Annotated in this window: 9 protein-coding genes and 1 pseudogene; 6 read left to right on the top strand and 4 right to left on the bottom strand. The window is 67.4% G+C overall.

Annotation, left to right across the window (positions count from 1 at the left end; translation table 11 throughout):
• The first annotated feature begins 260 nt into the window (after positions 1-260).
• The 3 genes from ABIC44_RS02390 to ABIC44_RS02380 all read left to right on the top strand — a co-directional run bounded on the left by ABIC44_RS02390 (position 261) and on the right by ABIC44_RS02380 (position 5,368).
• Positions 261-3,062: a TonB-dependent receptor gene (locus ABIC44_RS02390; RefSeq protein ID WP_354293397.1), complete on the top strand. Its 2,802-nt coding sequence runs from the start codon at positions 261-263 to the stop codon at positions 3,060-3,062.
• Positions 3,063-3,125: 63 nt separating this feature from the next.
• Positions 3,126-3,851, top strand: a complete 726-nt coding sequence (locus tag ABIC44_RS02385) for a DUF6445 family protein (RefSeq protein WP_354293396.1) — start codon at positions 3,126-3,128, stop codon at positions 3,849-3,851.
• Positions 3,848-5,368 (top strand): tryptophan halogenase family protein, encoded by a 1,521-nt coding sequence (locus ABIC44_RS02380; protein ID WP_354293395.1) that lies wholly within the window; start codon positions 3,848-3,850, stop codon positions 5,366-5,368. Before ABIC44_RS02385 ends, ABIC44_RS02380 begins: the two co-directional genes overlap by 4 nt.
• A gap of 54 nt (positions 5,369-5,422) precedes the next feature.
• On the opposite strand, the gene ABIC44_RS02375 is transcribed toward ABIC44_RS02380, so the two are convergent.
• Positions 5,423-7,876, bottom strand: a complete 2,454-nt coding sequence (locus ABIC44_RS02375; RefSeq protein WP_354293394.1) for a putative bifunctional diguanylate cyclase/phosphodiesterase — start codon at positions 7,874-7,876, stop codon at positions 5,423-5,425.
• A gap of 181 nt (positions 7,877-8,057) precedes the next feature.
• Entirely contained in the window at positions 8,058-10,580 is a 2,523-nt protein-coding gene (locus ABIC44_RS02370) for a putative bifunctional diguanylate cyclase/phosphodiesterase (RefSeq protein ID WP_354293393.1), read from the bottom strand.
• Positions 10,581-10,841: 261 nt separating this feature from the next.
• On the opposite strand from ABIC44_RS02370, the gene bioB reads away from it, so the two are divergent.
• Positions 10,842-11,864 carry a biotin synthase BioB gene (gene bioB, locus ABIC44_RS02365; RefSeq protein WP_354293392.1) on the top strand — a complete coding sequence of 341 codons (1,023 nt, stop codon included), beginning with the start codon at positions 10,842-10,844 and terminating at the stop codon, positions 11,862-11,864.
• Positions 11,865-11,904: 40 nt separating this feature from the next.
• Here bioB and ABIC44_RS02360 read toward each other — a convergent pair whose 3' ends face one another.
• Positions 11,905-14,004 carry an FtsX-like permease family protein gene (locus ABIC44_RS02360; protein ID WP_354293391.1) on the bottom strand — a complete coding sequence of 700 codons (2,100 nt, stop codon included), beginning with the start codon at positions 14,002-14,004 and terminating at the stop codon, positions 11,905-11,907.
• Positions 14,005-14,557: 553 nt separating this feature from the next.
• Here ABIC44_RS02360 and ABIC44_RS02355 point away from each other — a divergent pair.
• Positions 14,558-14,686, top strand: coding sequence for a helix-turn-helix transcriptional regulator (locus tag ABIC44_RS02355; RefSeq protein ID WP_502959812.1), 129 nt, complete (start codon positions 14,558-14,560; stop codon positions 14,684-14,686).
• Positions 14,687-14,847: 161 nt separating this feature from the next.
• Positions 14,848-14,961 (top strand): annotated as a pseudogene (locus tag ABIC44_RS02350) (DUF4238 domain-containing protein); the annotation flags it as partial.
• Positions 14,962-15,002: 41 nt separating this feature from the next.
• Here the strand turns inward: ABIC44_RS02350 and ABIC44_RS02345 are convergent.
• Entirely contained in the window at positions 15,003-15,320 is a 318-nt protein-coding gene (locus tag ABIC44_RS02345) for a helix-turn-helix domain-containing protein (RefSeq protein ID WP_354293390.1), read from the bottom strand.
• Between the last annotated feature and the right edge of the window lie 198 nt (positions 15,321-15,518).

Below are 15,518 nucleotides of genomic sequence, written 5' to 3'. Positions count from 1 at the left end.
CATCGGCACTCGCAGATGGTCGGCAGGAACATCAGCGACGCTCGCCACTATGCGCAAGACACAGCCGTTTTCACAATTTTTCTGCTGAAAAATGAGCGATTTGCTTCCCCATCCTTAATCTGAGCAGGTGACGGGCCGCAACTTCTATTTGTCAGTCATTTGCCGATATGGCATGATCCCAGTCGAGCCGCGAAGAGCGGCCGGACATTGGGGGAGGATATATGCGAGATTTGCAATCGCGCTGGCTGATCGGTGCATCCATGGCGGCTCTGGCCATAAGCGGGTTCAGCGGTGGCGCACAGGCGCAGACCGGCGACGCGACACCGATGCAGGGCGGCGGCCTGCGCGTCGAGGCGGGCCGCGACCCGACCAAGCCCACGGGCGCACTGAACGCCACCCAGGTCGCGCAGGGCGTCTCCGACCAGGACATCGTCGTCACCGGCGTGCGCGAGTCCCTTCGGTCGGCGCAGGCGCTCAAGCGCAACGCCAATCAGATCGTCGACTCGGTGCAGGCGCAGGATATCGGCAAGCTGCCCGACGCCAACACGACCGAGGCGTTGCAGCGCATCACCGGCGTCCAGATCCAGCGCCGTTACGGCGAAGGCGCGACCGATTTCGACCACCGCACCTCACCCGCCATCACCGTGCGCGGCCTGACCCAGGTGCAGAACTTCCTCGACGGCCGCGCCATCTATTCCGCCTCGGGCGGTCGCGCCTTCGATCTGGAGGGGATTCCGCCCGAATTGCTGGCGGGCATCGACGTGTACAAGAACGCCCCCGCCAACATCATCGAGGGCGGTGTGGGCGCCGCGGTGAACCTGCGCACCCGCCTGCCCTTCGACAAGCCCGGCCAGACGATCAGCGGCACCATTCGCGGCAATTACTATGACCGTGCGGACAAGTTCGGCTATTCCACCTCGGGCCTGTACAGCAACCGGTTCGACACCGGCATCGGCGAGATCGGCTTGCTGGTGAACGCGGTCTATTCGACCAGCTATTACCGTCAGGACGGCATCCTCGCCAATCCGCAGCAGCCGATCCCCGCCGGATCGATCGCGGGCGCGCCCGCCAATGCCAAGGCGCCGATGGGCATGCAGGTCTATGACGATCTGGGCGACCGCCGCCGCCTAGGCGTCGCGACCGCGATCCAGTGGCGCGCCGCCGACAATCTGCTGATCACCGGCCAGTATCAGCTCGCCAAATACTGGTTCAACCGGCGCGGCGCCTATTTCTACACCGTCAATGGCGGCAGCCAGTCGAGCCCGCTGCCGGGGTCCAATTTCACCTTCAACAAGGATGGCTACGCCACATCGGGGTCGCTCCAGGGCCAGAATTTCGAGTCGGGTCGCTTCGACCAGCAGCTGTGGAGCCAGAGCCAGAATTTCACGCTGGGCGCCGACTGGCAGGCGACAGACCGCGCCAAGGTGCATTTCGACGTCCAGTATCTGAAGAGCTATTACAACGCCGATCGCAACGGCCATGTCCTGACGCTGTTCACCGCGACCGGCCAGAATACGACGACCGGATCGCCGCATCCGTCGACCATCGATTTCGACCTGCGCGGCAGCCGTCCACAATGGGATGTCCGTGACAAGGCGCTGCTGACCAACCCGGCCAATTACGCCACCCCCTATATCGCCGACGCGTTGCAGCGGAACGACGCCGACACGCTCGCGCTGGCCTATGACATCGACTATGACCTGGAGGGCGGCTTCCTGCAGAAGCTGCGCGGCGGCGCGCGCTATTCGGACAATTCGATCAACCTGCGCGGCACCTGGAACGGCGTCTGCCTGTACGCCACCGGCCCCGACCCGTCCTGCTCGGCCCCCGACGGCACCGCGCTCATCCCGCTCAGCCGCAATCCGCAGCTGGCGATGCAGGGCCCGTCCAAGAATTTCTTCGACGGACGCACCGTCACCGGCGGGCTGCTCTATCCCGCCTTCCCGGCGGGCGACGGGGTCTGGGCGCAGACCAAGGCGCTCTATGCGCTGTTCGGCGCCAAGACGAAGGACGCGTTCACGCCGGGCGACCTGAATGCGCAGACCGAAAAGACCTATACGGTCTGGGGCGCGGGCGACTTCGCATTCACGGCGGGCGGCGTGCGCTTCGACGGCGGCGCGGGCGTCCGGCTGGTCAAGACCGACCTGACCTCGTTCGGGACCCAGTTCAATTCCAACGGCACCACCTCGCCGCTGGCGGTCCAGAAAAGCTATACCCGCGCGCTGCCCAGCGTGAACATCCGCGCCCGGCTGACCGACGAGTTCCAGATGCGCTTCGCCTATTCCAAGGGGCTGGCGCGGCCGAACTTCGACCAGCTATCGACCAACCTGACGCTGAACAATCCCAACCAGGTCAACCCGATCACCGGCCGCCCCAGCGCCAGCTCGGGCAATCCGCGCCTGAACCCGATCTCTTCGGGCAATTTCGACCTGACGGCGGAATGGTATTTCGCGCCGACCGGCTCGCTGACCGGCGGCCTGTTCTACAAGAAGGTCGACGGCTTCCTGGCCAGCGGCGTGGTCGTCCAGAATTTCCAGGGGCGCGCCTATGACGTCAGCACGGTGCTGAATTCGGGCAAGGGCACGATCAAGGGTGCCGAGATCGGCTATCAGCAATTCTTCGACTTCCTGCCGGGGCTGCTCAGCGGGTTCGGCGTGCAGGCCAACTATACCTATGTCGACTCCAACGTGACCAACCCGTTCGCGGTCGCCGGATCGGGCATGTCGACCCAGCTGCCGCTGGAGAAGCTGTCCAAGCATAATTACAATCTGATCGGCCTGTACGAAAAGGGGCCGCTGACCGCGCGCCTCGCCTATAACTGGCGGTCGAGCTATCTCGACCAGACCTTCGGCGCGGGCACCAACCAGCCGCAATATGCCAAGCCCTATGCCTCGCTCGACGCCTCGGTCAGCGTCAATGTGAACAGCCATATCGCGCTGTCGGCGGATGCGGTGAACCTGACAAACCGCATGAACGTCACCTATATCGGTACCATCGGCCAGCCGCTGCAATATCAGCTGAACGACCGCCGCTTCGGCCTGTCGCTGCGCGCGACCTATTGATCCCCGACTGCCGGCATGTCCTTATCGCAAGGACATGCCGGTATTTTTTGCGGGACGATCGCCATGGCCACCTTGCCGCCCCCGGCATTCTCCTTCTTCGGCGCCGAGGCCGCCTTCACCCTGTTGCGGATCGGGCGGGAGCGCGAACCCGTGCTGATCGTCGACCGGGCGTCGGGGCAGATGGCGGCGCTGCGCGATTTCGCCGCCAGCCGCTCCGCCTTCGCGCCCGCTGCATCGGTAAGCAGCGGCTATCCCGGCCTGCTGGGACCTGCGCCGGTCGCCTATATCGATGCGATGGTGCGCGCGGTGCTGCCGCTGATCGCCGCGCATTTCACCGGCGCGCCGGTTCGTCCGGCCCGTGCCCGCGGCAATTTCTCGCTCGTCACCACGCCCGCCGCCGATCTGAGCGAGGATCAGCGCGCGCCGCATGTCGACACCGCCGACCGCCTGCAATTCGCGACCGTGCATTTCCTGTCGGCCGACCAAGCGGATGGCACCGCCTTTTTCCGCCACCGCGCGACGGGGTTCGAGACCATCGATGCCGCGCGCCTGCCTGCCTATCAGGCGGCGCGGGCGACGGACCCCGCCCCGCCGCCGGGCTATTGCACCGGCGACGACCCGGCCTTCGTGCGGATCGAGGCGATCCCCGCCCGGCCCGACCGGCTGATCCTCTACCGCGCGGCGCTGCTCCATTCGGGCCAGATCACCGCGCTGCCCGATAGGGCGGCGGACCCGCGCCATGGCCGGTTGACCGGCAATCTCTTCCTGCAATGCCGGATGGACGCATGAGCCGACGCGACGACCAGGACGGACCGATCGCCCGGATCGCGATCATCGGCGGCGGGACCGCCGGATGGATGGCCGCCGCCGCGCTGGCCCGCGTGCTGGGACCGCGGGGCCCGGCCATCACGCTGGTCGAGTCCGAGGAGATCGGCACCGTCGGCGTCGGCGAAGCGACCATCCCCCCGATCCAGGCGTTCAACGCGCTGCTCGGCATCGACGAGGACAGCTTCGTCCGCGCCACGCAGGGCACGTTCAAGCTGGGCATCGAGTTCGTCGACTGGCTGCGTCCCGGCCATCGCTATTTCCACCCCTTCGGCGTGCACGGCGTCGACCGGGGCGCGGTGCCGTTCGAGGCGATGTGGCAGCGGTTGCGGCTGGCGGGCGAAGCCGCGCCGCTAGAGGCCTATTCGATCTGCGCGGCGGCGGCCCGGGCGGGACGGTTCATGCGGCCGCAGCCGGGCAATACTCCGCTGGCCCATATCGGCTATGCCTTTCACTTCGACGCGGCGCTCTATGCGCGGTTCCTGCGCAGCCATGCCGAAGCGCAGGGCGTGGTCCGGCAAGAGGGCCGCGTGGTCGAGGTGGCGCGCGACGCCCGGCCGGAGCGCATCGCGGCGGTCGTGCTGGCCGACGGCACCCGTATCGCCGCGGATCTGTTCATCGACTGCACCGGCTTTCGCGGCTTGCTGATCGGGGAGACGCTGGGCGCGGGGTTCGAGGATTGGGGCCATTGGCTGCCCAACGACCGCGCGGTGGCGGTGCCGACCGCTCCGGCGGGACCGCCTGTCCCCTTCACCCGCTCCACCGCGCATGGTTCGGGATGGCAGTGGCGCATCCCGCTTCAGCACCGGACGGGCAACGGCCATGTCTATGCCAGCCGTCATATCTCCGACGACGAGGCGACCGCGACGCTGCTCGCACATCTGGACGGCGAGCCGCTGGCCGAACCGCGACTGCTCCGGTTCCGCACCGGGCGCCGCGACCGTTTCTGGATCGGCAATTGCGTGGCGCTGGGGCTGGCGAGCGGGTTCATGGAGCCGCTCGAGTCGACCAGCATCCACCTGATCCAGGCGGGGATCGCGCGCCTGCTAGAAATGCTGCCGACCCGTGCGTTCGAGGCGGCGGATACCCGGCGTTACAACCGGCTGATGGCGGCCGAGTTCGAAAGCATCCGCGACTTCCTGATCCTGCATTTCCACGCGACCGAACGGCGCGACACCCCCTATTGGCGGCAGCTGGCGGCGATGCCGATCCCGGACTCGCTGGCCGAGCGGATCGCGATCTACGACCGCACCGGGCGCGTGTTCCGCGAGGGCGACGAACTGTTCACCAAGACGAGCTGGCTGGCGGTGATGGATGGACAGGGACTTCACCCCGGCACCTATGACCCGATCGCGGCGGGCATCCCGATCGAGGAACTGCGCGCGCGGCTGGAGCGGATCGCGACCGTGACCCGCGCGGCGGTCGGCCATATCCCCGCCCATGCCGACTTCATCGCCCGGCATTGCGCCGCCGGGCGGTAACGGGTCGGTTCGGGGCGGGACGATCAGGCATGACGCCTGTAACGGCGATCCGACCTAGCGGTTGTACGCCACCATGTGACGCAGGAACGCGTCCGCCTCCAGGGGGCGGGCGATCAGGTAACCCTGTGCCTGCGACCAGCCATGCGCGCGCAGCCATTCGAGCTGTTCGGGCGTCTGCACGCCTTCCGCCGTCATCGTCATCGCAAAGGCGCGTCCCATTTCGCACGCCGCGCGCACGATCGAGTCCGACTGGGGCGATCGGCCGATGTCATCGACGAAGCAACGATCGAGCTTCAGCTTGTCGAAACGGAAACGACGCAGATAGGAGAGCGAGGAATAGCCCGTCCCGAAATCGTCGAGTGCGATGCGAACGCCATGCCGGCGCAGGCGATGCAGCTTTTCCATGGTGCCGTCGCTGTCGCTCATCAGGATCGACTCGGTGATTTCCAGCTCCAGCCGCTCCGCCGCCAGCCCCGATCGCGACAGCGCGGACAGCACCCGCGACGGCAGCAGGTCGTCGCGCAACTGCACGCCCGACAGATTGACCGCGACGGTCGCATCGCCGGGCCATTTCACGGCATCGCGGCATGCCGTCGCCACGACCCAGTCGCCGATCGCCACGATCTGGCCGGTTTCCTCGGCCAGCGGGACGAAATCGGCGGGCAGCACCTCGCCACGGGTCGGATGATGCCAGCGGAGCAGCGCCTCGGCCCCCGTGATCCGACCGGATTTCAGGTCGAGCAGCGGTTGATAGACCAGCCGCAATTCGTCACGCGACAGCGCCGCTTCCAGATCATATTTCATGACCTGACGGTCGCGCACGCGCGCCGCCATCGGGCAGTCGAAGACGCGGATCGTTCCCCTTCCCGCCTCCTTGGCGCGGTAGAGCGCGATATCGGCCGATTTGAACAGCTCGTTCGCCGAGCCTTGCGCCTGAACCGAGGACGCCACGCCGATACTGGCCGCCAGCCGGATCGCCGTATCCTCCAGCGGGAAGGGCGCGGCGAAGCAGGCAAGCAGCCGATGCGCCAGCGCGATCGCGCTGCCCCCCGCCGGATCGGGCCAGTGGATGACCGCGAACTCGTCACCGCCCAGCCGCGCGAGCACGTCCCCCTCGCCCATCACCGACCGAAACCGCTCCGCGACCGCGCACAATACCGCATCGCCGACCGGATGGCCCAGCGTGTCGTTGACCTCCTTGAACAAATCGAGGTCGAGCATGAGGACATCGACCGGCCGTTCGGTCCGCCCGGCAAAGGCGCTTTCCAGCACCTGGTTGAACAAGGTCCGGTTTGCCAGCCCGGTCAGCGGGTCGCAATGCGCCAGCCGGACGAGCCGCTCGCGGTCGCGTATCCTTTTGGTGATGTTGCGAAAGAAGATCGCCAGTCCCTCGGCGACCGGACAGGCGTGGATATGCAGCCAGATATCGGGGTCGGACAGGTGCATCTCGAACCGCTTGGGCTGGCCGGTGCCGATCGCCACCTTCAGGCGCTGGGCCAGGTCGCTCTTGCGATACTCGGCGAAGCGATCCCAGACCGCGTCGCCGACCGCCGCCGCGCGGAACGGGCGAAAGAATTTCGACGCCCGCGCATTCAGATAGGTGATCCGCCAGTCGCGATCGATGACGACCACGCAATCGGTCGTGCTTTCCAGCACGTTGCGGGTAAAGGCCGCGCTTTCGCTCAGCGCCTGCTCGGCCATGACGCGATCATGGATATCCTCGATCGTCCCGTACCAGCGATAGATCGAACCATCCTCCCCCAGACGCGGGGCGGAGCGGGTGTTGAACCAGCGATAGGCCCCGTCCTGCATCCGCACGCGCGCATCGACCCCCGTCGAGGCTCCGGTCGACAGGGCCCGCTGCCACGCCGCGGCGATGACGGGCAGGTCGTCGGGGTGAACCGCGCTGGTCCAGCCCTCGCCCAATATCTGTTCGGCCGTGCGCCCGGTCAGGGTCAGCCAGCGCGGGTCCACCTCGCGGATGCTGCCGTTCGGATCGGCGGTCCAGGGCATCTGGCGGCTCAACATGCGGGCATGCGCGCCATGATCCGCCAGTTCGTGCAGTTCCTGCCGCGTCTCGGCCAGCTGATCGCGCAGCCGGGCGGTGGTGGCGGCGCTCTCCGCCTCGCGCTGCCACAGGGCTGCCGCGTCCGCCGCCAGCCGTTCGAGCAGTGCTGACGACCGCGCGTCCCAACGCCGTGGCCCCCGGTCGCCGAGCGCCAGCACCCCCGCGCATCCGCCATCCGCGCGCATCAGCGGTGCCGCAGCCCGAAAGGCCGTGGTGCCGCCGTCTTCCTGCACTTCGAGCACTTTCACCGCGCGACGACGCATCACCTCGTCGTGCAGAATGCGTTCGTCATCCCGATCCTCGCCCCGCGATCCTGCGACGAGGCGGTATTCGCCCCCCTCTTCCAGCAGGACAAAGGCATGGGGCATGGCGAAAAGCTGCCGGGCCAGCGCGCAGAAGCGGGAAAGCGCCGTGCCGCCGTCCACGTCCGATCCGTCCATAGAGCATGCAGCCAAGAGGCGATCCTGGTTCCAAGAAAAGCGGGAGAAAGGGTCAGGCCCGCCCGAGGCCGAGCGCGACGGCCGCCTCCATAAACTATGTTAACGCGGAATACCGCATCGCCATTTGCGGCCGAAAGGGCCGGTTTGTCCCACTCGGGGGCAGGCCGCCCGCCATTCGGGCTTAGTGGTGGGCCGCCGCCACCTGCGCCACGTCATTGGCTGCGGCCGGTCCGGCGGCCACGCGCAGGGGATCCGCCACCAGGCCGGGTGCGGGGCGGCCATAGAGGAACCCCTGCCCCAGCTGACACCCCAGGTCGCGTAGGCACAGCGCCTGCGCCTCGCTCTCGATCCCTTCGGCGACCACGACCTTGCCCAGACCGGTGCCCATGCCGACGATCGCCCGGACGATCGCCATCGTCCCCCCCTCGGACTGCTCGATGCTCGACACAAAGGAGCAGTCGATCTTGATCCGGTCCACCGGCAACCGGCGGAGATGCACCAGCGAGGCATAGCCGGTGCCGAAATCGTCGAGCGCGATCGTCACGCCCGCATCGTGCAGGATACGGAGATTGGCCAATATCGTGTCCGCCGTCCGGTCGAGCATCACCCCTTCGGTCACCTCGACGCACAGTCGCGACGCCGCGATACCGTGATGCGCGAGCCGGTCGAGGACATTGCGCGCCGAGCGCGGGCCCGAGAGCTGGGCCGAGGTGAAGTTCACGCTCAGCACGCCCATCCGCTCGCCATGCTCGCGTAGCTGGAGCAGCGCGAGTTCGAGGACATGTTCCTGGATGCGCAGGCCGATCCGTTCCGCCACCAGCACATCGGCGAAGCGGTCGGGCGCCATCAGGCCGTAACGTGGGTGGTTCCAGCGGAGCAGCGCTTCATAGCCGCAGACCCGCGTGGTCTCCAGCGAGACGATCGGCTGGAGATAGAGCTGGAACTCGCCCCGCTGGAGCGCGGCCTCGACATCGCTGGTGAATTCCAGTTGCAGGTCGCGCAGGCTGCGCTGCAACGGATCGAACCGGATATAGCGCGCGCGTCCGAGCCGCTTGGCGGTATAGAGCGCCAGATCGGCATTCTGATACAGCATGTCGAGCGCGTCGGCATCGTCCGGATAGCGCGCCGCGCCGATGCTGAGCGACAGGGTGCAGTTGCTGTCGGTCGGGTGCCAGCGGTCGCCCTGGATGGTCATGATCGCCTCGGACAGCGCGGTTTCGGCCTCGACCGATCCGGGACACAATATGGCGAATTCGTCGCCGCCGATCCGCGCCACCCGGACGTCGGGCAACAGCCTAGTGGCCTGGGACAAGGCCGAGCCGACGCTGAGCAGCAGGGCATCGCCGCTGGCATGGCCCAGCCGGTCGTTGACGTCCTTCAGATAATCGACGTCGATGAGGAACAGGCTGAACGGGACATGGCCCTTGATGAGGTCGTTGGCGTGCTGCTGGAACGCGGCGCGGTTGCCCAGCGCGGTCAGGAAGTCGGTATGCGCGGCGATCCGCAGCGTCTTGGTCTCCGCCATGTCGACCTCGCGGCGCTGGCGCGCGAGTTCGAGCTGGTGGCGGATCAGGCGGAACCGGTCGGCGATCGCCAGCGACAGGACCAGCGCCTCGAAGGCCAGCGCGGCGAAGGTCGCCAGGTCGACCAGGTCGTTCTGGGGTGCGAAGCCCAGATTGCGCGCGAGACGGAGCAGGAACAGGCAGATGACCGGCCCCCAGCCGATCATGTAGAACCAGATGACCCGGCTGCCGCGCCGCACCGCGATGCCGCAGGACAGCGCGATGATCGCCGAGGTTCCCGCGATCACATAGTTGAGCAGGCGGTCGGTGAGGATGACCGGAAACCACATGTCCGCCGCCGCCACGAAGCCCATCACCGCCCCCGCCACGGCCAGCACGCGCCCCGCCCGGACGAAGCCGCGCGGCAATATCCCCTCCTCGATCACCGAGAAAAAGAACATGTTGCACGCCGCCACCATCAGCCCGACCAGCACATAATCCAGCCGGAACGCCACCGGGCCGACCAGCTGCGGCACCACAAAGGCCGCCGCATTGGTCCAGACCAGCCCATAAGCGAGCGAGACGGAGACCCAGAGCAGATACCAGCGCTGAAACGCCAGACGCCGCCCGGTATGGATGACGAGATTGTAGAGGAAGGCCGAGAGCAGCGTCCCGGTGAAGAGCCCGATCAGCAACAGCCACTTCACCTCGCCCGTGGTCAGCGCCGAACCCGGCATCGCCACGACCTTGCGCATCAGCGACAGGTCGTCGATCCGCCGAAAGCCCAGATACAGGCCGCGAATGTCACGACCGGGCACCGTCATCGGGAATTTCAGCAGCCCCCCCGGCGCCCAGTTGCCTCCCAGCTCGGAGGATGACCAGCTCCGGCGCGTCATGCCCCGGTCGGTCACGCTCAGCACGGCGATGCGGTCGAATCGCACCTGGTCGACCAGCAGGCTCCACGGCGAGGCCAGCCCCCCGAGATGCGACGGGTCCAGCCGCAGCCACAGCCACTGGTCGCTGTCGGTCGGGGCCTCGGCGCCGCAGCGATAGGACGCGGCGGCGATCGCGGCATCGCCCGCCTTGTCCGGCAGCGCCGCGCTGCACACCGAGCGATGGAGATCGACGCCGGCGGCCGACGCGATTCCCGGCGCAAGGCCGATCAGGACGGCCAGCATGACCAGCCGCAGCGCTTTGAACATGGACAGCAATTTTTGCGGCCCCCACCGCCGATCGATAACGAACCGTCATTAAATTGGACATCTTAACAAAGATGAAAACGCGTCCTATCACGCGGCGTGCCAAGGTTGCTAGGCCGGATTGCCGGAAGAAAACCGGGACATACCGGGTGACCTTGCCCCATGGCGAGACTATCAGGCGCCCTGCGACGCGGCCGAGGACGGGCTGAGGCTGCTCGGCCATAACATGCCGCCCGAGACGGGCGAAGGACAGGACCAGACGTAATGACGACGACCATAGCGCTTCGCCCCGAGGCGCATTTGCGCACCGACTGGACCCGCGCCGAGATCGCCGCGCTGTTCGACCTGCCCTTCACCGAACTGCTGTTTCGCGCCGCCGAGGTCCACCGCGCGCATCATGCCGCCGACGAGGTGCAGCTATGCACTTTGTGCTCGATCAAGACCGGCGGCTGCCCCGAGGATTGCGGATATTGCTCGCAGAGCGCCTCGGCGGAGAGCGACGTGAAGGCGGAAAAGCTGATGGACGTGCAGGCGGTGCTGGCGGCCGCCGCCGAGGCCAAGGCGGCGGGTTCGCAGCGTTTCTGCATGGGGGCGGCCTGGCGGAGCCCGAAGGAGCGCGACATGGACAAGGTCGTCGCCATGGTCGAAGGCGTGAAGGCCATGGGGCTGGAGACCTGCATGACGCTGGGGATGCTCGACGCCCCCCAGGCGCAGCGGCTGGCCGCAGCGGGGCTCGACTATTACAACCACAATATCGACACTTCCCCCGAGAACTACGCCAACGTCATCACGACGCGCTGCTTCGAGGACCGGCTGGAGACGCTGTCCAACGTGCGCGAGGCGGGCATTTCGGTGTGCTGCGGCGGTATCGTCGGCATGGGCGAGACGCGCGGCGATCGCGTCGGCTTCGTCCATGCGCTCGCCACCCTGCCGTGCCACCCGGAAAGCGTGCCGGTCAATGCGCTGGTCCCGGTCAAGGGCACGGTGCTGGGCGACATGCTCGCCGACACGCCGCTGGCGCGGATCGATGACATCGAGTTCGTCCGCACGGTCGCCGTCGCGCGCATCACCATGCCGATGAGCATGGTCCGCCTGTCGGCGGGGCGCGAGAGCATGTCGGCGGCGACGCAAGCGCTCTGTTTCCTGGCGGGGGCGAACTCGATCTTCACCGGCGACAAGCTGCTGACCGCGGGCAATGCGGGCGACGATGCCGACGCTGCGCTGTTCGCCAAACTGGGCCTGAAGCCGATGGAAGGTGCCGAGCCCATGCGGGTCGCGGCGGAATAAACGTCGAGCCCCCCCGGCGCAGGCCGGGGGGCACCGCCGCTCACCCCTGACGCAGCGCCCAGGCCGGAGTCGCCCGGCTGGCGCGCACGGCCTGCCCCAGCACCGTCGCCACGGCGATGACGATCGCCCCCAGGCTGGGCGCGACGAAATGGAGCGGCGACAATGCGATCCGGTCGCCGAACCCCGCCAGCCACAGGCGCAGCGCCACATAGGCCAGCGGCCAGGCCAGCAGGTTCGCGATCAGGATCGGCCGGAGGAAGCGGAGCAGCAGCAACCGCACGATATCCGCCGACGACGCCCCCAGGGTCTTGCGGATACCGATCTCCCGCACCCGCCGCGCGGTGTCGAACGAGGCAAGGCCCCATAGGCCGACACAGGCGATCAGAACCGACATGGCCGCCCCGATCGCGAACAGGCGGGCCGCCTGATCGTCGCTCGTATAGAATTCCGCCAGCCGCTGGTCGGCGGTCCGCGCGTCCAGCGGTATCTGAGGTGCCAGCCGACGCCAGGTCGCCCGCACCCGCGCCAGCATGACCGACGCGTCCCCGGTATAGCGGATGGCCGCGATCGCATTCGGCGGCCCGTCGCGGTGATATTGATAGAAGGTGACCATGTCAGGCGCGCGGGGCGAGCCGAAGCGCAGCTGGTCGATCACTCCGATGATCGTCCGGGGATTGCCGCGCCCCACGGTCTTGCCGATCGCCTCCGCCGGGCTGCGGAAACCCAGCGCGCGCGCGGCGGGCCGGTTGATGACGACGTTGCGTCCGTCCTTCCACCGGGTCCAGTCGCTGGCGTCGTCGGCGCGGTGGGCATCGTCGAACACGCGCCCGGCGAGCAATATGGGGGCATAGGTCCGGAAGAAATCGGGCCCGACGATCAGATTGCCGATCGTCAGCGGCGCTCGCCCCGGCAGGTCGAGCATGTCCACATTCTCCGATCCGCCCCCCGGCGCCGAGGAAGCTGCCCCGACCGAGACGACACCGGGCAGGCGGCGAAAGGCCGCCAGGATCGGGCGTGCCTGATCCGGAAAGATGCGCTTGTCGGCGAGCGAGGGAATGAGCATCAGCCCCTCGCGCCGAAAGCCCAGATCGGATCGCCGCACATGCAGCGTCTGCGCGACCAGGACCGTCGTGGCGATCAGGAAGGCGATGGCGAGCCCGAACTGGATCACGACCAGCGCCTCACGACCGCGCATCCCCGCCCGCCCGCCCCCCGGCGCGTGCGCGGAGGCCAGGACCGCCGCCGCCGGGAAGCGCGACAGGACCATCGCCGGATAGACGCCCGCCATCACCCCGACGGCCAGCGCCATGCCTGCCAGGATCGGCAGGGCCAGCGCATAGGGAAAGGCCAGCGACAATCCGCCCGCCGCATTGACCAGCGGCAGGCTCAGCTCGGCCAGGATCATGCCCGCCAGCGTCGCGACCGCCGCCATCGCCACCGCCTCGCCCAGGAACTGGCGGATCAGCCGGGCGCGATCCGCCCCCAGCACCTTGCGCATCGCCACTTCGCGCGCCCGAAGCCCAGACTGCGCGGTCGCCAGATTCACATGGTTGATGATCGCGATCAGCAGGGTCAGCAGCCCGACCAGCCCCAGCGTCACCACGGTCAGCTTGCGCGCGCCGACCTCGGCGCCGCCCGGCGGCTCGAGATGGAAGCGCGCGATGGGCAGCAGCGGCAGGGAAATCACCTTGGCGGGATCGGGGCCCAGATCCTGTCCGGCATGGCGCCGGATGAAGGCGGGCATCCGCGCCTCGAACGCGCGCGCGGTCACGGCATCGGGAAAGCGCAGATAGGTCATCGCATCGACCGTGCCCCATTTATACCAATCCCACCGCGCGGGCGGCGGCTTGCGCGGCATCGGAATCAGGATCGAGATTTGCAGGTCGCTGTTCCGGGGCAGATCCTCGAAGATCCCCGCGACCCGGTAGCTTTCGGGGGTATCGACCGCGATGGTCAGGCTCTGTCCGATGGGGTCGGCATCCCCGAACAGCCTGCGCGCCTCGGTCCGGCTGAGCAGCGCGCCGGACGGGTCCGCCAGCGCGCGCCGCCCGTCGCCGCGCAGCATCGGCAGGTCGAAGACATCGAAGAATCCCGGATCCACCTGCGCGACATCGGCGACGATCGCGTCGCCCTGTCGCACGATGCTGCCCCCCTGCTTGCCGCCCCGGATGCCGTCACCTCGGCATAGAGGGTCTGACGGTGGTCGATGGTCCTGGACATGATCCTCACTCCTTCAAAACCACCGCAGCCCGGCCGGAATGGCGGGGGTGGGCGGCAGGAGCGGACCGACAGTCCCGCCGATACGAGGCTGGCTGCACCCAATGGGCCGAAACGAAGTGGAGGACCGGCGCAGCCGGTTGCAGCACGCCGCGGCGGGACTACAGGGCCGTGACGCCCACCCTCGCCAGACGCGCCAGGCGCGCAACGCCAGCGTGCCCCCCACGCTGTCCGCTGACGGTGCGGAGGCCGCACCGTCACCCGTCAGGGATCGCAACCCGCATGGGCCGAGACGGCACGGCTCGGCGACGCGCCAGCGGCGTAGAGCCCGGTCCTGCGGCATCGCAGGAGACGGCATCGCTCTGCTGTCTGAATGTCCCTCGACAGTGCCGTCAGGACCCCAGCGAAGCTCTCCTGCCAATCATGGAAAAGTAGGACCTTGCCGGCTCCCTTCCAAAGAACTGCGAGGTGATGCCATGTCCGCCAACCCCGACCGCATCCTGCGTCTGAAGGCCGTCCTCGGCCAGACCGGGCTTTGCCGGTCCACGCTCTACCGGAAGATAGCCAACGGCACCTTCGGCTCGGCCGCCAGCCACGCCTTATAGTCGGCCTGAAATGAGGTCACCGGTATCGAGCCGGATCGCCCAGTGTGTCGCGCCGTTGAAGATGCGCACGCCGCCTTTTTCGCAGCGCCTAAGCCGTTCAATTTGATCCCAAATGATCGACGCGGCCAGAATCAGCCTCGCAGCGCGCCGATGTTTTGGCTATGTTCTTCTCGATGCCGAAACGTCACCATTATGTGCCGGTCACTTATCTGAAGAATTTTTGCGATGGCTCGGGGCAGCTGCAGGTTTTCCGCAAGGACGATCCTGCCCGGCCCTTCCGGCAGCGCCCGGGGTCGACCGGGTTCGAGCGCTATTATTATTCGCAGTTCGACGATGAGGGTATCCGCCGAGGTGGTGAGCGCGTCACACCGGGCTCGGCAACATCAGACCAGTCGATCCCGAAAATGTCGATGATTGCCTCCAGCGTCTCGGAGCGTGGCCAGGCTCGGTCATGCTCAATCCGCGACAGCGTTACCCGGCTAATGCCGACGCGGTGTGCGAAGAGCTTGGGCGGCAGAGGCCCATCTGTGCCGGTGCCGGCCAGCCGGTGCGCCCGGATGATCTGGCCAAGGTTGTCCTTGAGCCTGGCATAGCCAGGCGGGAGGCGCATCCGGGCGGGCTTTCGATGGGCCATCGAAATACGATCTAACGATTGTGTATCGTTGATGCACGCCTGATTTTTGTCTTCCTATCACCGCCCCATGGCCATTGCGCGGATCTCGTGGGTGAAAAATGCAAAAAGCGAGAAGGCTTTGGCCGAACTCGTGCAGCTGCTCGCCCGGCAGCTGGCGGCGGAACACCGCCACACCACGTCCTCCGCACGGCCCCCAAC

It is taken from the genome of Sphingomonas sp. 1185, assembly GCF_040544655.1.
In the GTDB taxonomy this organism is placed as follows: domain Bacteria; phylum Pseudomonadota; class Alphaproteobacteria; order Sphingomonadales; family Sphingomonadaceae; genus Sphingomonas.
Note: the sequence above shows the minus strand (reverse complement) of the source record. Positions and strands in the feature narration are given on the sequence as shown.